Origin of the sequence: Nostoc sp. (genome assembly GCF_036919595.1) — a bacterium.
Classification (GTDB): Bacteria; Cyanobacteriota; Cyanobacteriia; order Cyanobacteriales; family Nostocaceae; genus Nostoc.
The window spans coordinates 20,470-40,073 of record NZ_JBALCO010000067.1 but is presented as its reverse complement, the minus strand read 5'-3'; the positions used below and the strand labels follow the sequence as shown (position 1 = coordinate 40,073).

At 42.3% G+C, this 19,604-nt stretch carries 20 protein-coding genes and 1 pseudogene; 12 read left to right on the top strand and 9 right to left on the bottom strand.

The window, feature by feature from the left end:
- Positions 1–482: 482 nt before the first annotated feature.
- The 6 genes and pseudogenes from V7K21_RS09285 to V7K21_RS09260 form a co-directional block, all read right to left on the bottom strand.
- Positions 483–620, bottom strand: a pseudogene (locus V7K21_RS09285) (ArsC family transcriptional regulator); the annotation flags it as partial.
- 43 nt (positions 621–663) lie between these two features.
- Positions 664–1,872, bottom strand: coding sequence for an aspartate aminotransferase (locus tag V7K21_RS09280; protein WP_335173563.1), 1,209 nt, complete (start codon positions 1,870–1,872; stop codon positions 664–666).
- Positions 1,869–3,059 (bottom strand): iron-containing alcohol dehydrogenase family protein, encoded by a 1,191-nt coding sequence (locus tag V7K21_RS09275; protein ID WP_335173561.1) that lies wholly within the window; start codon positions 3,057–3,059, stop codon positions 1,869–1,871. Before V7K21_RS09275 ends, V7K21_RS09280 begins: the two co-directional genes overlap by 4 nt.
- A gap of 648 nt (positions 3,060–3,707) precedes the next feature.
- Positions 3,708–4,229 carry a Ycf51 family protein gene (locus V7K21_RS09270; protein WP_335173559.1) on the bottom strand — a complete coding sequence of 174 codons (522 nt, stop codon included), beginning with the start codon at positions 4,227–4,229 and terminating at the stop codon, positions 3,708–3,710.
- A gap of 924 nt (positions 4,230–5,153) precedes the next feature.
- Complete coding sequence (locus V7K21_RS09265) at positions 5,154–6,512, bottom strand: O-antigen ligase family protein (RefSeq protein ID WP_335173565.1); 1,359 nt, start codon at positions 6,510–6,512, stop codon at positions 5,154–5,156.
- Positions 6,494–7,336, bottom strand: a complete 843-nt coding sequence (locus V7K21_RS09260) for a YaaW family protein (RefSeq protein WP_334794838.1) — start codon at positions 7,334–7,336, stop codon at positions 6,494–6,496. Before V7K21_RS09260 ends, V7K21_RS09265 begins: the two co-directional genes overlap by 19 nt.
- A 144-nt stretch (positions 7,337–7,480) precedes the next feature.
- Between V7K21_RS09260 and V7K21_RS09255 the strand changes: the two genes are divergently transcribed.
- The 10 genes from V7K21_RS09255 (at position 7,481) to V7K21_RS09210 (ending at position 16,752) form a co-directional block, all read left to right on the top strand.
- Positions 7,481–8,545 carry an NAD(P)/FAD-dependent oxidoreductase gene (locus tag V7K21_RS09255; RefSeq protein ID WP_335173557.1) on the top strand — a complete coding sequence of 355 codons (1,065 nt, stop codon included), beginning with the start codon at positions 7,481–7,483 and terminating at the stop codon, positions 8,543–8,545.
- A 236-nt stretch (positions 8,546–8,781) separates the two neighbouring features.
- Positions 8,782–9,582 (top strand): SIMPL domain-containing protein, encoded by an 801-nt coding sequence (locus V7K21_RS09250; RefSeq protein WP_335173555.1) that lies wholly within the window; start codon positions 8,782–8,784, stop codon positions 9,580–9,582.
- A 646-nt stretch (positions 9,583–10,228) separates the two neighbouring features.
- Positions 10,229–10,471 (top strand): VOC family protein, encoded by a 243-nt coding sequence (locus V7K21_RS09245; RefSeq protein ID WP_335173553.1) that lies wholly within the window; start codon positions 10,229–10,231, stop codon positions 10,469–10,471.
- Positions 10,472–10,495: 24 nt separating this feature from the next.
- Positions 10,496–10,675, top strand: a complete 180-nt coding sequence (locus V7K21_RS09240; protein ID WP_335173551.1) for a VOC family protein — start codon at positions 10,496–10,498, stop codon at positions 10,673–10,675.
- A gap of 236 nt (positions 10,676–10,911) precedes the next feature.
- On the top strand, positions 10,912–11,046 hold the full coding sequence (locus V7K21_RS09235; protein WP_335173549.1) for a hypothetical protein: 135 nt from the start codon (positions 10,912–10,914) through the stop codon (positions 11,044–11,046).
- Between the two features lie 293 nt (positions 11,047–11,339).
- A complete protein-coding gene (locus tag V7K21_RS09230; RefSeq protein ID WP_335173547.1) occupies positions 11,340–12,260 on the top strand; it encodes a bestrophin family protein in 921 nt (306 codons plus the stop codon).
- 81 nt (positions 12,261–12,341) lie between these two features.
- On the top strand, positions 12,342–12,572 hold the full coding sequence (locus V7K21_RS09225; RefSeq protein WP_335173546.1) for a hypothetical protein: 231 nt from the start codon (positions 12,342–12,344) through the stop codon (positions 12,570–12,572).
- Positions 12,573–12,931: 359 nt separating this feature from the next.
- Positions 12,932–13,285, top strand: a complete 354-nt coding sequence (locus tag V7K21_RS09220) for a hypothetical protein (protein ID WP_335173544.1) — start codon at positions 12,932–12,934, stop codon at positions 13,283–13,285.
- 412 nt (positions 13,286–13,697) lie between these two features.
- Entirely contained in the window at positions 13,698–15,053 is a 1,356-nt protein-coding gene (locus tag V7K21_RS09215) for a histidine phosphatase family protein (protein ID WP_335173542.1), read from the top strand.
- A gap of 394 nt (positions 15,054–15,447) precedes the next feature.
- On the top strand, positions 15,448–16,752 hold the full coding sequence (locus V7K21_RS09210; RefSeq protein ID WP_335173540.1) for a dihydroorotase: 1,305 nt from the start codon (positions 15,448–15,450) through the stop codon (positions 16,750–16,752).
- Positions 16,753–17,078: 326 nt separating this feature from the next.
- On the opposite strand, the gene V7K21_RS09205 is transcribed toward V7K21_RS09210, so the two are convergent.
- Genes V7K21_RS09205 through V7K21_RS30645 form a run of 3 tightly spaced genes read right to left on the bottom strand, consistent with a single transcriptional unit; the run spans position 17,079 to position 17,717 of the window.
- Positions 17,079–17,480 (bottom strand): VOC family protein, encoded by a 402-nt coding sequence (locus V7K21_RS09205; RefSeq protein WP_335173538.1) that lies wholly within the window; start codon positions 17,478–17,480, stop codon positions 17,079–17,081.
- A 23-nt stretch (positions 17,481–17,503) separates the two neighbouring features.
- On the bottom strand, positions 17,504–17,647 hold the full coding sequence (locus V7K21_RS09200) for a hypothetical protein (protein WP_335173536.1): 144 nt from the start codon (positions 17,645–17,647) through the stop codon (positions 17,504–17,506).
- Positions 17,619–17,717 (bottom strand): hypothetical protein, encoded by a 99-nt coding sequence (locus tag V7K21_RS30645; protein ID WP_442948863.1) that lies wholly within the window; start codon positions 17,715–17,717, stop codon positions 17,619–17,621. The genes V7K21_RS09200 and V7K21_RS30645 overlap by 29 nt, the downstream gene beginning before the upstream one ends.
- Before the next feature lie 575 nt (positions 17,718–18,292).
- On the opposite strand from V7K21_RS30645, the gene V7K21_RS09195 reads away from it, so the two are divergent.
- Positions 18,293–19,240, top strand: a complete 948-nt coding sequence (locus V7K21_RS09195; protein ID WP_335173534.1) for a zinc-binding dehydrogenase — start codon at positions 18,293–18,295, stop codon at positions 19,238–19,240.
- Positions 19,237–19,590: a hypothetical protein gene (locus tag V7K21_RS09190; RefSeq protein ID WP_335173532.1), complete on the top strand. Its 354-nt coding sequence runs from the start codon at positions 19,237–19,239 to the stop codon at positions 19,588–19,590. Before V7K21_RS09195 ends, V7K21_RS09190 begins: the two co-directional genes overlap by 4 nt.
- Positions 19,591–19,604 lie beyond the last annotated feature (14 nt).

Sequence of the window (19,604 nt, the reverse complement as noted above, 5' to 3'; positions counted from 1 at the left end):
TTGATCTTTTTCTTCTGGATTCATGCTTGAACACTACCATCTTTCTTCCCTCATGGGAATATTCCTGACATTCCTACCTGGGCAGTTACAATCAGACAACATAAAATTATTTATACTAAATCAAAGAATGTTGTAACTTCTATCACATTTTATGTTTAGTAATTACACTGCTTTTGTCCATCAATCCGGATAATTCTCAACTTGATTTATACTCTGACTTTTCACGCCATCTGAAAAAGCCCACGAAAAACATAACCCCCTGCCCTCTTCCCGACGCGGGAAGGGGGAAAGTTCAAAGTCTCTCTCCTAAAAGGAAAGAGAAATAGAAGTGAGGTTTTCCAGATACTGTGAGAAGTCAGTATAAATTCTGACTTCGTTTTTGGGTCAAATAAAAAACCCCAAGAACCCCACTCCACCAAAGCTACGCTTTGGTGGAGTGCAATGACTGTGGGAATTATAACTAATTATCCGAACTTGATATTAGAAGTCTGATTGCTAATTTCAATACCAATTTCTGCCATCACTTCAACAGTGACGGAATCTACCTCATTTGCTGCCAAACCTGAACTAGCAACAACAACTTTACCTTCTCCTAATATTCGCGTAAATCCCTTTGCCATTTGTGACCGACGCAAATATATCGATAAGGGGACGCTATCTCTATTATGAAGCAGATACTACGGCTTCAGGTTGATAGCGGATGCCAGCTTGCTTAAAGCGATGTAAAGCTTCACCCAAGCGATCGCAGTCGGCAATTAAACTTATTCGTACATACCCTTCACCTGCAACCCCAAAGGCATTACCTGGGGTAAGAACAACACCAGTTTGCTGCAATACGTTCAGGGCAAAATCTGTGGAACCAACGCCAACGGGACACTTCATCCAAAGATACATTGTCGCTTTAGTTTTGGGGATATCCCAACCCAACTCTCCTAATCCTTGAATGAGGAAATCGCGGCGGGTGCGGTAGCGTTGTTGTACCTCGTGCAAATACACATCTGGCAGTTGCAAGGCGGTTTCGGCTGCTGTTTGTAATGCTGCAAAAATGCCGTAATCCAAGTTAGTTTTCAGCGTCCGTAAACCTTGAATTACATGGCGGTTACCCACCACAAACCCGACGCGCCAACCTGCCATACTGTAGGTTTTGGATAAGGTGTGAAATTCCACACCAATATCTTTCGCACCAGGAATTTCTAGCAAGCTAGTAGGTTGATAACCATCAAAAGCTAACTCGGCATAACACAAATCATGTACCAGCAAAATTTCATATTTGCGGGCGAAGGCGACGATTTCTTCAAAAAATTCGCGGGGGGCAGTGGCGGCGGTGGGATTGCTGGGATAATTGAAATAGAGAATTTTAGCTTGTTTTGCAACCTCGTCAGGAATTGCAGCTAAATCGATTAACCAGTCATTCTCTGGTTTAAGAATCAAACTGTGGATTTTCCCGCCTGCGATCGCTGGGCCCCGAAAATGGGCGGGATAAGCTGGGGAAGGAACTAAAACTAAATCGCCAGGGTTAACATAGGCGATCGCTAGATGGGTTAATCCTTCTTTAGAACCGAGTAGTGGTAAAGCTTCACTATCGGGATCGAGAACCACACCATAACGGCGATGATACCAGTTGGTGATCGCCCGGCGGAAACTAGCAGTCCCCTCAAAAGGAGGATAACCGTGATTGGCGGGATCTTTTAAAGCGGCGATCGCTGCTTCTACAACTGGTGCTGGCGTTGCACCATCGGGGTTTCCCATACCCAAATCAATTAAATCCAACCCTTGTTCGCGTGCTTTAGCTTTCAGTTCATCTAAACGGGCAAATACATAAGGTGGCAGTTTTTGTATGCGTTCTGCTGGGACAATCCAATTTAAACTCATTCTTCAACCTCGTCACTGATTGCCTTGGGCGAAACTCGATTCATGTCTTTACTATCTATGGGTGCAGTGGTGGAAACCATTGCTGCCATCAACTGTTCTAACGCGACTTTAAACGGTAGTCGATGGATGTCAGAATTAGGAACCAGAGCAATTTCAGCGGCTGTTTGCAACTCGCCTAATGTAATATTGCCCAATCCCAAATCACTTAATTTTTGGGGTAGTCCAATTTCTGCATAGAACTTTAACAACTGTTGTCGTGCTGATGCAGCTAGTTGATTGCCTTGTAGCATTTCTTCTAAACGCAGTTGCACCAAAATCCCAAAAGCAACTTTTTCGCCATGAATACTGCCATGTCCTGAAATATGAGTTAAACCATTATGCACGGCATGGGCAGCAACTGTGCGACACTGCGCCCCTCCAAGTCCTCCAACTACCCCGGCGAGTAAAACAGTGGCGTCTACAACTTCTCGCCAAACCTCACTACCTGGTTCTTTGGTGGCGGCGGCTGACTTTTGCAAGAGGATATCTCGCAAAACTCGTGCTTGTTGCACCGCAGCAATAATTAAAGTATCTTGCAAATGCCCACTGCTAACTGAGGCTTCATACCACTTAGCGATCGCATCACCAATTCCAGCTACTAAAGTCCGTTGTGGTGCAGTGTTAATCAAGTCATAATCAAGTATCAGTAAATCGGGACAACGAGACAGCCCCACATCGTAGAGAAATGCCCCGTCTTTTGAATAAACATTCGACAAGGCACTCCAAGCTGCACAGGTAGCCGCTGATGTCGGAATTGTCACCACTGGCAACTGTAACTGCTGCGCGACTAATTTAGCTGTATCTAGGGCTTTGCCGCCACCAACACCGATAATTACATCAGCTTTATGTTCTTTTGCCGTTTTCTGTAAAGATTTCAGGCTAGCTTCGCAGCAATCTGCACCATAAGAAGCTTGAACAGTATGTAACTGTTGCGTTTCTAAAACTGGTTGCAAATTCTTTCGGCTAATGGCGAGAGTAGATTCACCTGCCACAATTAAGGGACGATTTCCCAAACAGGTGATCTCTGCTGCTGCTGCTTGCAACACCCCAGAACCACGGATTACTTTTGCTGGGGCAACTGTGAGCGTAAATAATGAACTAGAGGTTTGAGTAGACAAAGAACCTTGAGTAGAAAGTTGATTAGACATATAATCTAGTTTGCCAAAACCTTGATATTTCTTAATCTAATAGACTTGCAGTCAGAAATACTTGTTGCCATACTAGTTTCAGGATGGCTATAAACAAAGCATCTGACTAAACTCCGTTTTAACCGATGTAATGAAAAATACAAAGTCTATCGTCAATTGGTTAAGCAATTTAACGACGTTGCTTGAATCTGTGATCTCCATTAGCCTAAAATTCCGAACTATCAAAGTTTTGAACAACCGTATAATTAATTAACATTACCACTCTCAGATTCTCAGGAAAAGTTATTCAAAACTGAATAATGTGTTGATGGTCATTCCAGCTATGGATAGGTGCAAAGAGGCATACATCTATCCGTACGCCCCCACAGCCGATTCATTTGCCGCAAAGACTGTGAAAATCCCAACAATGGTAATGAGGATAATAACTGACAAATCACAACTCTCAGTACCCATTACTTACACGTTGATTGACCTTTTCTTACAGTGGAAGCACTAAAGTGTGAATATCTTAATCTAAAAATAACTATTAATGTATCAGTAAATACAAAATAAATTTTGTTATTCTGATAAAGGGTAAATTATCTTGTCCTCTAGAAGGATCAGGGCTGAAGAAAAAATTGTACAATTTCCCCCTGCCCCCTGCTCCTCTTAGGCAGTAGGTTTTGGCAATTGGGCGAATTTGTCTGTGTAAATTTCGACTGTGACTGGGGAATTTTGATGCGAAACGAGCGATCGCTTCACCTCACCCAAGTAAACTGGTACAGAAGCCCCTTGTTCTGGGTGGATAATGGTACGGGCGCGAACTGTTAACTTGTCGTCTTCGCGTGTACCTGAGCGACCATAAGAGAAGAGATTACTAGCTGCTTGACGTAAAGTTGCTTCTAATTGTGTGGGTGTAATTTGGGGTGACGTGGCAATCACCGCTTGTGTTGACCCATTGTCATAAACTAAAGTGTACCGGACTGCTCCGGGAATCACAGTCCGACTCAAGGGGACTATTGAGAGTGCAAATAAACCAACTGTCAGCACCAGCATAAAGCCAGTCGTACCCACCAGCCGAAAGCGGATGCCCCATTTGAGAATAAAAGCCAAAACTGTTAAGGCAGCAAATATTAAGGTAGCTATGCCTGACCATTGGGTGTACTGAAGAAAGTTAGCTGTTGTGAGCATAAGGTTGGTTATTGGAGGCGTCTTTTTTTTGTTACCGACACACCCATTTTACCGAGAGCTTACACCAAAAAGGTTATTGCAATCCGGTTCAGTTAGAGAAAGTTAAGTAAGTAGGCGTGAATAATTAAAGGTTTATAGTAAGCGGCTTTAGCCCTTATAATAGGTCTGGAGCCGCTTACCATGACCCAATTTCATTAATTTTAGATTGCGTAATATTGTTTGATTTATTCTTGCCCACTTACTTATTTGTTTGAGTGGTTGTTGGTCATTTGTTGTTCTCCCTCTGCCTCACTTCTCCAACCTTGGCAATCTTCAGAACAGTATTGTTTCACCAGAGACAATATGGGAATTTTTAGATGTCTGCAACTTAGTTTGAACACTATCAATGATTGCCAGCCAATCAGCATCTTTGTTCCATTCAGAGCGAATCCCGGTTTTAATTTCAGTTCAAATATATACCCAGTTAGCCCTGTTTTGTGGACAGGAATAGTTTGATCATTATTGATATTGATATCGTAGTTATACCACAAATAAGATTCCCCATTTAATTCCCCGGTACATGTAAATAAATAGGTTATGACGGGTTACAAAGACCTAGTTTAATTTCAGTAATCATGTTTTATTTTCCTTGATTAAAGATAAAAGTTTTTCAGATATTGCGTTAAATTAAATATTTTTTAAATAATCAATATAGTAAATATACAAAAGGGCATCTACAAGAGATGCCCGTCATGCAGGAAAACCGCAAAGGATTGTCCCTACACCTTCCCAACAATCAGCAACAGCGACTAATACCTAATTAGTCACTCTCACAGTCACAGACGTGAATATAGTAATCTTATTAATTTAAAACTCTAAACGTCCCCAGTGCATACACGGAAATTAATGGCAATTTTAAGTTACTGAGCACTATTTCCTAACTGACTAATTTGAATGAGATGCAAACCTATCTTCTTTGTTATAACGATGTATTACTCCACAAATGGCAGCCAAAATTAACCATGAAAGCGCATTCAAACGAATATCGAAGAGGGTGACATCTACTGTATTAAATAAAATCCACGCAACAAAAGCCAGAAGATAACTGAAAAATATCAGTCTGTCTTCTGTATTTATATATTTTAACTTTCGCAATAATTGAACGCCTGTAATCAAAATCCAAGCGAGTAAGCTACAAAATAAAAAAGTACTGGGAAAACCAGTTTCAGCAGATAACATCAAAAAAAAGTTATGGGGATGACCCAAGGGAATCTGCATCTCGGCTTTGTAGAGTCTACTAAAACTGCGTAACCCCCAGCCAGTCCAAGGATGTTCCTGAGCTAAAGACCAGGCAAACTCCCACTGAGTTTTTCGCATTAAAGCGACTGGTCTATCTGGATACATATCGTCATTTAACCTTGCCCAAAAGAAAGCAGGAACGTACTGACGAAAAAATTGAGCGATTGGTGAGGGAGCAAAAGCTGCTAAAACCACACTAGAGACGATCGCAGCAACGGTACCTACAAGAATGCGCCAACCTTGGTAGAGTGCATAAGCTAAACAGGCGAAAATAGCGATCGTCCACCCATTGCGCGAACTGGTAAAAACCAAAGCAATGAAATTTGTAATCATCGCCACGGTTAAAAAGAGAAAGGGGACTGGGGACTGGGAACTGGAGACTGAATTCTTCCCAACACCCAATCTTCGATACCTAATCCCCAATCGCCATTGTTCGAGCCACAACCCTAAGCCCAAGATGAAAACTATCGCTAGATAAGCAGCGAAGGTGTTAGCGTGCAAGAAGAGTGAAGCTATGCGACCTGGTGGATTTCCTCCTGGTCTGATCGTCCAAGCTAAGACAATCCACAAAATCTCGAACTTCAAACTCCAGCCTAAAAATAACTGTCCCAAACCGATAATTACCACTGGCATGGAACCGATCACCAAAATCCAAGCCATTTGCCGCAATTGGGCAAATGTTTGAATCAGAGTGCTATGGGCAGCGAAAACTAAAAAGAATGGTAATAAATTAAATAAGCCGAGGAAAGCTGCGGTCTTGTCATCGGCAAACCCAGCACTTATGACCAGCAACACACTCAAAAGGGCAAATCCCCGGTTGAGGGGGCGGCGACTAATTTTCTGGTATTGTTTCAGTAAAGTTATTAATGATACAACAACTATAGTAACAGCCCCCAATAAAGGACTCAATGGGAAGATTAACAGTGCCCATAGAGAGTAGTTCCAGCAAGATTGCCAACGAGATTTGAAATAGTAAAAAGCTTTGTTCAAGCTGGCTCCCAATATTCCTCACGAGTGAGGCGAATTTGAGCTAAGGCAAAGATGGTAGGGATGATCCGACCATAGTTAGTGGCGATCGCTCTCCACCCTAAATCCGCAAAAAACCAAGCCCACATCATTGGCCCAATCACAGCAAACATACTGCGGGTTGCCCCATAACGAACTGCACTCACAGTCATACCCCGTCGAGCCATTTGCATAGCTACATAGCTTTGGAATTGGGTTGTAGCTGCTTCTGAACCTGTAATCACCGCTTGTTTGGCTACTTCATAGGTAGCAAAGTGGACGGCAAATTGTCGGGCAATTTGCTTAAGTACAAGTGGCTGGAGCATGGAAGTAACCGCTAATGCACTACCGCCTTTGAAAAGTAACCCCAAGGGGTCACGTTGCAAGAAAAGTGGTAGCGGTTGTTTTAGTTCTGATTTGAACAGCTGATGTTGCACCCGTACAGTCAATTTTTGCTTTTCCTGTTCAGGTAATTTTTTCCACACCTGTCCTAGCAGATGCAAAAATACTTCTGCTTCTAAATCAATAGTTGCCAGCTGATTAGAATAGGAAATTTTTAAATACTTACATACTTGAACTAGCGCTTGTCGGTAAGTTACCTGCCCTGTGCGTCCCCGTAATACTGTCATCCCATCTGCCGCTAAAAAACGAAAGCGACCCTCTAGTGCGTCTAACCAAGCTTTACGGTCTTGGCTTTGTACTTCGATGGGTTCGGGTGTGTGTACATAATCTAGGGGATTGAACTTACGACTAAATAGAATTGCCGTTAAGTCTTGCAATTCTTCTTCGGTCGCTAACTCTAGCGCCGCCCTCATTTCATCCAATTTCCCTTCCTCCCTTCCGTGCAGCTTTCTGTACCTTATTCTACTATTAGCTTTCAGCAGTCATTAATAGTAATTTTGTCCTTTGATAATAACCAATAACTAATGACTAATAACCAATGACCAATGACCAAGGACTATTGACTCATGACTGATATTGCAGTGATTGGTGCCGGAATAGCTGGTTTAGTCTGCGCCCAGCAGTTAACTCAAGCTGGATATTCGGTGCTAGTGGTAGAAAAGTCCCGTGGCTTGGGAGGAAGACTGGCTACACGTCGCTTGCATGGAACTTGGGCGGATCATGGGGCTTGTTACCTGAAGCCAAAGGGTGAATTGTTGGGACGTTTTGTGGAAATATTGCGATCGCGCCATATCCTTGAAGTTTGGACAGAGGAAGTTTACGAACTCACAGCAGATGCTTTTTTATCTGAACCCAAAAACCGCAGTCCGCGTTATGTTGCACCTGAGGGAATGAGTGCGATCGCTAAATCTCTCGCCCCAGGTTTAGAAATTTTACTGGATCAGCGTGTCATTGCTATTACCCCAACTCCTGAAAATAGCTGGCGTCTGACTCTCGAATCTAGCAACGAAGAATTATCTGCAAAAGCTTTAGTTGTCGCCATTCCTGCACCCCAAGCTGTGATGCTGTTGTCACCTTTGGGTGAAAGCGTATTGGATGCAGTCTTTCTTGACAATCTGCGTTCTGTAGAATTTTATCCTTCGATTAGTGCGATCGCTGGATATTCTCCCACATCCCAAGCCCTCCCTGAGTGGAAAGCTCTAACTTTTGTGGATGATGCCGATTTAGCATGGATTGGTTTGGACAGTAGCAAGCGTCCTAACCCTCAACAGCCACATTTTGTGGTGCAAAGTAGCGCTGATTTTGCTCAACGTCATCTAGAATCACAGGATTTACAACCTGCCGGACAGTATATGTTGCAACGAGCAGCTGAATCTCTGGCACTTCCTTGGCTGAATACTCCCGAATGGATGCAAGTACATCGTTGGCGTTATGCCTTTCCTAGCCGTCCTTGGCACGAAGCATTTTTGTCTACCGGAACTCCCCTACCTTTAATTTGTTGTGGTGATTGGTGTGGCGGCAATCTTGTGGAAGATGCGATGCTTTCTGGGTTAGCTGCGGCTGATGAAATTAATCATCAATTGCATCATCTACCTTTAGATAATGTGAACTTTTTAGACGTTTTTACCTGATTCTTTCATCTGTCGCTAGACTGATTTTGCACTTTAGTAAGTTGTTATTTTTATGACTTCTTAAACGAACGTGCAACAAATAAGTTTTTTCGATGAAACAGTAAATTTTGTAGCACACCTGAAAAAGTGATGTAAATTACCAAAAAGCTTAACTTCATTAAAAAGTTGTTCCTAATTCAAGTTTTTTTATTACATTCAAAGGACATTCCCAGGACATGAGAAAAATAACTGCTCTAATGCTAAGTATTTCCGTGACTGTCGGCGTCGGAGCGTTAACGCCCAAAGTCACTAATGCCCAATTATTTTACCCACCAGCAAGCGATCGCCATTCATTAATGATAATCGGTCAAGGGATGGTAAGAGTGCCAGCAGATACAGCGAATATTGAATTGGTATTCAGTAGCGGAGGTAGTAATAATCAGTTAGAAACGCAACCGTCATCTCTAGGGTCAGTCCGTCGCATATCCTCACCAATTTTACTCTTAAATTACAAAACAGCAGCAGAATCCTTACCAAGCAAAAAATCATTAACTAAAGCAACTCTCCAGCCTGTAGTTAATAGCCTAGTTGCCAAAGGGATTAGTGCTGATAAAATTCAAGTGCAACTTAACACTAATTCCAGTGAAAATAACGCCAACATATTGGTGAGACTGGAAAAACCAACACGCGATCGCGTCCAGGAAATTGTTGCTACAGCGAACAAGTCCACGAGCGAAATTGAAAATCTTTCTGTCAAGAGTGTGGGCGTTGAGTACACAGTCAATGACTGTCAAGCTTTGCAGAGTTCAGTTTACCAATCAGCTATGAAAGACGCTAAAAGTCGTGCTCAGGCTTTAGCAAGTGCTATGGGTGTTAAACTTGGGACTCCTTCTGTAGCAGAGCCATTTTACACATTATTTTATCCCTCATGTAATTCCAAAACTGGAGTGACTTTACCGTCTTTTGCAGGTTTTTTATTATCACCGACTTATAATCCAGATGCAGCCGCAGAAGTAGAGATGAAAAAGGATATTTTTGTGACATATACAATAAAATAAACATTTATATTCGGTGCATAGACGCGCAGCGCCTTGTCGTTAGACATCGCACTTTGCTTTAGTCAAGATAGGAGTGCGATCGCTTAACTATTTTACCTTGTATATAAATACTTACTCTCATGAGTCAGTTGATAAAATATCAAGAAGTTAACTGTGTAAATCTAAAAAATGTCAATCGTATGCCTGAAAACAGAGTCAAGATGAGTAATTTTTAAACTCCAATAATGAAAAAACTCCAGAAATATTTGTGACAAATCTGGAGCCAGGAAAGATACGCATTTACCTATATCAAATTTTCACCGTGATAGCATCCTACGTCATCAGGGTATACACCCAAATAAAGGTAAGGATGTCTAAGGATCAACTGCTGTGCTTCTGGTTCACACACCTTTTCCGTTGGAAGTAACGTAAAACAGCCCCAGTTTATCTGAGGCTGCTTTGCGAGAGTTGTTTGCTAGGAGGGGTACATCAACAATGATGCCGTGTGTTAAATATAAATAATTCAGTATGTATCCCTATTCAGCCGTGTTCTGGCATATCCGGATGATTTGGATAATTTCGATTGCTTTTTCCAAAAAGAAACTCCAGACGCCCTTAAGGCATTCTGGAGCAGTAACAGGTTTCTAACATCAATTAATTTTTACCTATGCGATCGCCAGATGTCGTTGGGGTATATACTCAAATGTATTTTATGTCTGATCATCCGCCAATTGAACAGCAGGTTACTTTCTTTTATACCCATGATCTCGATGCATCCACAGAATTCTACCAACAAAAGCTGGGCTTTGAATTGTGGCTTGATCAAGGAATCTGTCGAATTTATACTGTTAGTGGCTCTGGATATTTGGGATTGTGTCAAGCAACCAAAACATCAGATCATTCAGCCTAAAAGCAATCAAGTGTCATTTTTACCTTGGTAACACAGCAGGTAGATGAGTGGTTTGAATATCTCAAAGAACGTGGCGTCAAATTTGAAAAGCCACCTACACTAAATGAAAAGTACAACATTTACCACTGTTTTTTCCGTGATCCCAGTGGTTATTTGATTGAAATTCAACGTTTTGAGACTAACTACAAAAAAAGACATAACTAAATAAGTTATGTCTAAACATTCAATTTACAGGGCAGGATTTATACAGGTTAAAACTTTTTAATTTACTGGCATACATGATAGAGACTAATCTTGTATAACCATCATCGATAGCCATGTACCTTTTGTTCTACTGATTTATCGGGGTGAGGCACGGAATTTATGCAGCCACCGAAAAATCTTTACATTTATTTACAATTGCTGCATAGGCGTAGCCAGCACAACTCTTGGAGACGCTCTTGCTAGCAAGATCCCTGTATGGGTACGCCAAAGCTACTTCGGCTGCGGCTCCATCGAGCGATTTGTGCAGAGCGCAGTCGTTGGCGCAGCCTCTCGAAGAGAAGCAAGCCGAGATGCTCAGTACAGGTCAGTGACCACCGTAGATATCGCTTTTGACTTTTGTATAATAATCCTTCCCCTGCCTCACGGCAGTTGCTACAACGCTCTTAACCCGCGCAACGCACTGCCTCCCCTGCTCCCCCTTCCGACCTCAGTGGATTGTCACAGAAGTTAGGATACAGTCATTGTTGCCAGCATATGCTGTGATCTTCCCAACACTACTTATTCCAGTATCCTCTTTGCCAATTGTGCTATTTCTATAGTTATTATTTTTAAAGTATCGATGTTTAATCTATCGGTTCACTAAATATTTTTTTAGGGTGACTGCATGACAGCCAAAAAATTCACATGGCTACGCACCAAATTACAACTTAAAGGTTCGGTAATGAAAGCAATTTACAAACATATTTTATGGTGCGGAGCTTTCGGATTTTTGATTTCTATACTTGACCATTTTGAGATGCCTGTATCCCAACCTATTTTAGGAAGTGTTATTCCTAGTATTGTTTTAGGTTTGTTACTTGTATTTCGCACAAATACTGCTTATGAGCGATTTTGGGAAGGGAGAAAATGCTGGGGATCTCTAGTAAATAACATCCGAAATCTGGCCCGGCAGATTTGGGTATCAATTGATGAAATATCACCAGAAGATAAAGGCAATAAAATTACAGCATTAAATTTATTGGTAGCTTTTGCTGTAACAACCAAATTACATTTACGTGGAGAAGCAGTCAATAGCGAGCTAGAAGATTTAATGCCATCTAGTAAGTATATAAAACTGAAGATTATGAATAATCCCCCGATAGAGGTTGCATTTTGGATAGGAGATTATTTACAGGAGCAGTATCATCGCAATTGTCTTAATAGCTATCAATTAACATCTATGCAAGAATTATTGAATAATCTGATTGATAATTTAGGTGCTTGTGAACGGATTTTAAAAACACCTATGCCATTAGCTTATGCCATTCATCTTAAGCAATTATTGTTCCTATATTGTTTCCTACTACCCTTTCAAATAGTGGATAGTTTGGGTTGGTGGACAGGTTTAATTGCTGCTTTGGTTGGTTTTACAGTATTTGGCATTGAAGCCATCGGCTTGGAGATAGAAAACCCTTTCGGTTATGACCCTAACGACTTACCTCTAGATACGATTTGCGACACAATGAAACGCAATATTGACGATTTAATTACTCTGACTCCAAATGCGCGATCGCATTCAGGTAATTTGACCTATGATAAAAGTTGAGATAGGGAAAAATTTCCCAGGCTTGGTTATAGCTTTGGGCGGTATAGCGAAGCCGAACCCCTCTACACCCAAGCCTTGGCAATGTGCGATCGCATTTTAGGGGTTAATCATCCCACTACAGCGACAATTCGAGAAAATCTAGTAATCCTGCAACGTCAGTCTACTTCCCGTGCTATCTGGAAACGTCGGTTAGGTAAGTTTGTTCAAATCCTGTTAGCGATGTCTACGACGGGCTATGACGCTCCTGCGTCGTTAACGCTACGCTATCGGTGTCGCAATTTTACCGCTTTATCTACTGTAGCGATCGCTTAAACAAATTTTAACTTTTATCTTTCGATGACTTTACTATCTTTGATCGCTTTTCTTGCTGAGGGCGATCATCCTACTGCGACTCTTAAATATCCCTGATTTAATCCTGGCATATCTCAACGAACTCAACCGCGATCGTTTGGAAACTAAACTAAATAAGCGTACTGTCTAAAGAAATGCCAAGGTTATAGCTTGGCTAATATTTTTTCTGTTGATTTTACGCAACACAGAGTAGGAATCATTGACGAGCTAAGTATATACGCAATATAATTATTGTAGTAGAACCTAACGACAGAGTTAATTAAAATAATTTACCCAGAGAATAAAGACAAGCAATATCAAAGATAATTTGGATAAAACAAATGAACACCAAAATTATTGCTTTGTTGGGAATTACCGCAGCCTTTGCAAGCTTAGGAAGCCAGGTGTATGCTCAGTCACCAACATCAAGCTCAAATCTAGAACAATACAGATTAACTGGTGATTCTCTAATTGGAATTGATAATAGAACAGCCCAAGATGACTTTGGAAGGTTTTTTGAGCAAACTAATCCAGCAAGCATCTCCAACAATAATAGAAGAGGCAATAAAGCTCCAGTTAAAATCCGCTTTAACGAATCATTATCACTGCCAGACACTTCTGTTTTCTTAACACCTGCTCAGTCTGGGAGTGACAATGATGGATTGGAAGTACAGTTAGATATCGACCGAAAATAATCAGGTATTAAGGTTGACGCTGTAATTTTTAGTGGAGATACCCTATGACTGTAGACGCCTTCTTCAGCTTCTAGTCAGCAGCCCATGTGGAGGGCGCACCTTCAGAATGGAACAAAGCTAGTACATTGTGGCGAAAGTTTACCTACCTTTAACAAGGGGCAAAATCCCCTTGTTAATTGAGATGGTAGCTGGATTTACGCGCCCGCTGTACTAGAGTTAGAGCGAATATTTATGTTTAGAGAAAAACAGTTTTGTTAGGAAGCATTTTTAACACAAGGGCGGTTTTTATTGCTCATTCCACCTTTTATACAAGTATAAAGTGTTGCACCTTACTAAATCCGCCTTCCTGAGTCGATAATTCTTCAATCATTTTGCAGTAGAATTAATCGTCTAGATAGAGGAGGGCTTTGAGATGACTCGTGTCATCATTGTGCGCCACGGTCAAAGCGGTTATAACACCGAGCGGCGTATTCAGGGGCGCACTGATGCGTCAACATTAACCGAAAAAGGTCGTAACGATGCAAGTATTGTTGGCAAAGCCCTCAGTAATATTTTATTTAATGCGATTTACAGCAGTCCGCTGCAACGAGCGAAACACACAGCAGATATTATTCATAGTGAATTAGCTACTCATCGTGAACAGTCTGCTGTACTCCAAGTTTCTGATTTACTGCTGGAAATCGACTTGCCTTTATGGGAAGAACTGCTGAGTGCCGAAGTCAAGCAAAAGTTTGCCGAAGACTACCGCACTTGGCATCAACGCCCCGACGAACTGCGGATGCTGCTCAATGATGCACAAGGAACAAGAGAACATTTTCCTGTTCTTGCTTTATACGAACAAGCACGGCAGTTTTGGCAAGAAATTTTGTCGTCCCACCATCAAGGCGAAACTATTCTCATAGTGGGGCATAACGGCATTAATCGTGCCCTGATTAGCACAGCGCTATCCATCCCTGCAAGTCGCTACCATTCAATACAGCAATCTAACTGTGGCATCACCGTACTAAATTTTGCTGGAGGATTGGGGGAACCAGTCCAGCTAGAATCCTTAAATCAGACGCAACACACCGGAGAATCTCTACCCTCATTGCGACCGGATCATCAAGGAATACGGTTATTATTGGTGCGTCACGGCGAAACCGACTGGAATCGCCAAACCAGGTTTCAAGGACAAATTGATGTCCCCCTCAACGACAACGGTAGACAACAGTCGCAAAAAGCAGGCGAATTTCTCCAAAAGGTAGCGATTGATAATGCTTGCAGTAGCTCAATGCTGCGCCCTAAAGAAACAGCAGAGATTATTTTAAAACACCATCCTAATCTAAAGTTAGAATTGCAAGATGATTTAAGAGAAATCAGCCACGGACTCTGGGAAGGAAAATTAGAAGCAGAGATAGAGCAAGAGTTTCCGGGAGAGTTGCAACGCTGGCGGTTAGTACCGACCCAAGTGCAAATGCCTGAAGGGGAAAATTTGCAACAGGTGTGGGAACGCAGCGTTGCAGCTTGGGAATCAATTGTGCAAGCAGCATTAACTAATCAACTAAAAACTGTATTAGTAGTAGCTCATGACGCTACTAACAAAACCTTGCTTTGTCACATTCTGGGTTTATCGCTGGAAAATTTCTGGAATTTTCGCCAGGGTAATGGCGCAGTCAGTGTTATCGACTACCCTTGTGGAATAGATGGTTTACCAGTACTGCAAGCGATGAACATCACTACTCACTTGGGTGGAGGGGTACTAGATAAAACAGCAGCTGGGGCATTGTAAAAAAGTGCTGAGTGAAGAGACGCGATTAATCGCGTCTGTACAGGAGTGAGGAATAAAGTTAGAAGCAATTACTGAGGAACAAATAACTTATAGCGCTTCTGGGTTAAGTCCAATACAGACCTAACAAGAACAGCCCCAACCCTTGTACCGTAGGGGAGTAAGATTGAAAGCCTTAAAATCCTAGTTTTGTCGGGTATGTTATTGCTGAGGGTAGGGCATCATCCTAGATATTCGGTGCGTTAGGACTAATGTCCATAACGTACCCTACCAGATTAAAGCCAATGTGGATGAGGGTATGTACACAGTAGCCTAAAAGGGCAGAGGTATGGAAGTGAGGTCAGAGTGTATTGCATATAAGCGAGAACCGCTATATAACTCATAACTAAAAACTTTTATGACTGAACTGCTGCAACAAGTACGGGTAATCGACCCAGTTTCTGAAATCGACGAACTCTTTGATGTGTTGATTGCTGATGGTTATATCCAAGCAGTGGCTTCGCACATTTCTGAAATCAATTCTGATACTCAAATTAGAGATTGTCAGGGATTAGTTCTTGGGCCTGGGTTAGTGGATTTGTACAGCCACTCTGGTGAACCAGGGTTTGAAGAACGGGAAACCCTGTTGTCTCTTTTACAAGCTGCTGCGGCTGGCGGGTTTACCAGAGTTAGCATTTTACCCGATACATCCCCAGTTATTGATAACCCTGCGCTTGTGGCACAGTTGCAGCAAAAGAGACATGGAAAGATTAAGGAGAAGGAGAAAATTAATTTGGCTCCCGCTGCTCCCCCTGCTTCTCCTCTCCCCCTGCTTCATATCTGGGGTGCTATCACCCTAAATATTGCTGGGAAGCAAATGACGGAATTGGCAGATTTAGCGTCTGCTGGAGTTGTTGGTTTTAGCGATGGTAAGCCCTTAGAAAATTTGGCGCTGGTGCGGGGAGTGTTAGAGTATGTCCAGCCGTTGGGTAAACGAGTAGCATTTTGGCCTAGCGATCGCCAATTAGCAGCAAATGGTGTAATCAGAGAAGGGCCAGATGCTCTGCGTTTCGGTTTACCACCAATACCCGCCAGCGCTGAAACTACTGCGATCGCAGCAATGCTTGAATTAGTTGCAGCCATCGGTACACCAGTCCATATCATGCGTGTCTCTACATCTCGCAGCGTGGAATTAATCGCCTCAGCCAAGGCTGCTGGTTTACCCATTACCGCCAGCACTACCTGGATGCACCTTTTACTTGATACAAAAGCAGTTAAGAGTTATAACACCAGCTTGCATTTAGACCCGCCTTTAGGTAACCCCAGTGATGTTGTGGCGTTGCGTGCAGGGGTGCGTGCGGGTGTGATAGATGCGATCGCTATTGACCACACACCCTACAGCTACGAAGAAAAAGTCCAAGCCTTTGCCGAAGCACCTCCAGGGGCAATTGGTTTCGAGTTAGCATTACCCTTGCTATGGCAGTATCTCGTTGAAACTGAGGAATTTACAGCTTTAGAATTATGGCGGGCATTGAGTAGCAGTCCAGCGGAGTGTTTGGGGCAGAAAGTCAGTGCGATCGTACCTGATCAACCAGCGGAACTTACTTTATTTGATCCCCAACAAACCTGGAAAGTCGAACGGAAAAGTCTTTATACACTTTCACAAAATACACCTTGGTTAGGACAACAGTTGAAGGGTCATGTTGTGCAAACTTGGTGTTAAAAAATGTAAAAAACTTTGAAATTCATAATTTTTTACGGAGGTACTAATGCACATCTTCGATAAAGTCATCTATACTCGCACTTTGTAATCCATCAAAAAGCAGTTCCGCATGATCCGGTTTTAGTGGTTCTAAACAGAGTCATTGAGAGTACATTTGTAACTGATGCAATCTTTACAGGAGCAGACTTAGAGCAGGTACTTGGGTTGCGTCGCTAAGGCGCGTTGGCGCAGCCCGCCGTAGGCATCGCTACTGATTAAACGCTTACATCTAAGTCTGACTCCAATTCATTCCCAATTCTGACGGCTGACACCTTTCTTCTTTTTTGTTAAACTTCTCTATCACCTGTATGTGAAGAAGTCAACGTCAATAGATAGCCGTCTGGCCCAGTCAACGTAAATGAACTGTGGATTCTGCCTGGTTTGATCTCAGAAACAGTCAGTCCCCACTTCCTAAAAGTATCTCTGGTGGCGGAAACATCATCTACCATCAGATCAAAAGGCGCATTCATTGCAGGAGCGATCGCCTCTGAAGTTGTTCTCAAAACTAAGTGCGTTCCTCCCCGTAATTCTAAAACGGCTAATTGTTCTGATTGGGTGATTAGCCGCAGCCCTATCTTAATAAAAAAATCGCTAGCCTCCGGTACATTACTCACATATAATCTCACATGACCAATCGCCACTGGGGGACGGATATCCTTTTCTTTTGCAATAGTTTCTGGTAGTGACATAGCTTTAATCCAAAAATATTTAGTTACCGTTCAACTCTGTTGATTTTAGTAGGTTTGCCATCTCCCAAATCAGCTTGGTCAAATTTGGCAGTTTTGGGCAAATTTATCTCAACCTTTGAGAAAGCATCAACTTCTACTTTAGCATTTTGGAATTGTGGCAACTCCATCAGCTTTTACCTGGTAAAACTTGCAATCAAATATAATCATTTTTACATCAATATAATTTACTGTTCCCAAAACAAAATTAGCGAATTTTTTAAACTGCTTAAAATTAGTATTGCCTTCAAAAAATCATCCTGCCAAAGCACTAATTGTAAATGTTTAAAATAGGATATTTGAAAAAGGATTTTACTGACTTTTTCCTAGCATCATTATAGCCAATAATACAGCGAGGGCTAAAATATTTATCTATAAATAACGCTTGAGCTTCATCGCATAAAACAGATAAAATTTATTAATTTTAAATTCTCTCATACTGTACACCAGAATCCATAGACGCTTAAAGGGCGACTTCTCGTAGTCAGGTAGGAGGTTGACAGCGACTAGCTTACAACACACCAATAGATACAAGCATTCATGAAACAAATCTTTTCCCAAGGTGCTTGATTCTTTTAGCTATCTGTGATACTTTTCTTTTTACATTCTATAAAATACTATAAATCTATTGATTTGCCGTAGTTTATAAAATTTCGTTAATTTAGTTACAGGATTTGCAGTTAAGAAGAAATAGTTAATCTATCGAGCTTATCTATTGCAGGCAGTACATTGCGAACCAACGAACTACAAATTAATCTCTAAGCCAGGGTAACTTTATGAGCAAAATACGTGCTGTGATTGTTGATCCCAATGTGCCGGGACGTTTGGCACTGAGTGAAGTGACTGCACCAAAGCCTGCTCCAGATGAAGCTTTAGTGCGGGTAGCAGCAATTTCCCTGAATCGGGGAGAGGTGAAACGTTCAACTTCTGCTGAGGCTGGTTGGCAGCCTGGTTGGGACTTGGCAGGTGTAGTGGAAACCCCCGCTGCCGATGGTTCAGGGCCTCCCCAAGGGGCGCGTGTAGTTGGCTTTCGCCGTGCCGGTGCTTGGGCAGAACTCGTGTCTGTTCCCACCAACGCCTTAGCAGAAGTACCGCCATCGGTATCTTTTGCTCAAGCTGCCACACTGCCTGTAGCAGGTTTAACCGCGTATCATGCTGTACTCAAAGGCGGTTCGCTGTTAGGTCGCCCAGTTCTGGTTACAGGTGCATCAGGAGGTGTTGGTTACTTTGCTATCCAATTGGCGCAGCTGTCAGGGGCGCACGTCGTGGCACACATTCGGCAAGCTGGCTATGAGACTTTGGTCAAGGAAGCAGGGGCACAATCGGTGGTGATTAGCGAAGACCTCTCACCCGCAAGCGAGTATGGCCCCTATCATCTAATTATAGAGTCAGTGGGTGGTAAGACTTTGGGGGTAGCCCTTAGCTTACTGGCACAGGATGGAAAAACTGTGTTGTATGGAGTGTCTGGGGGAGATGAAGTGACATTCAACGCTGCCCAATTCTTTGGGACTGGTAGTGTAAGCCTGTATGGTTTACGTCTTTTCGATGAACTGAGATTTGAATCAGCCGCAGTCGGTCTAAAACGGCTTTTGAGTCTAGTAGAAGCAGGTCAGTTGCGTCCCCACATTGATTTAGAAGCTTCTTGGACAGAAATAGCTGATGTAGCGCAACAACTACTCGACAGGCGTTTTCCTGGCAAGGCTGTATTGCACATTTCCAATTGAGTATTACGAATTATGCTGACTTCTGGTTCAAACTAGATCAGCTTGTAGCCGCTAGTAATCTCAAGATAGATCGCCCAAAAGGGACATCACATCCACATTACCCATCCTTTGTTTATCCACTGGACTATGGATACTTGGAAAATACTCGCTCTGGAGATGGAGCCGATACTGATGTCTGGATAGGTAGTTTGTCTGGTAAAAAAGTCACCCCCGTCATCTGTAGTGTTGACTTGGAAAAACGGGATACAGAAATCAAAATACTTCTGGGTTGTATATCAGGGGAAAGCCAAGTCATCTTGGATATCCACAATACAGGCTCTCAATCGGCAATATTATTGGTTCGCAAGTAAATTACATTTTTGAG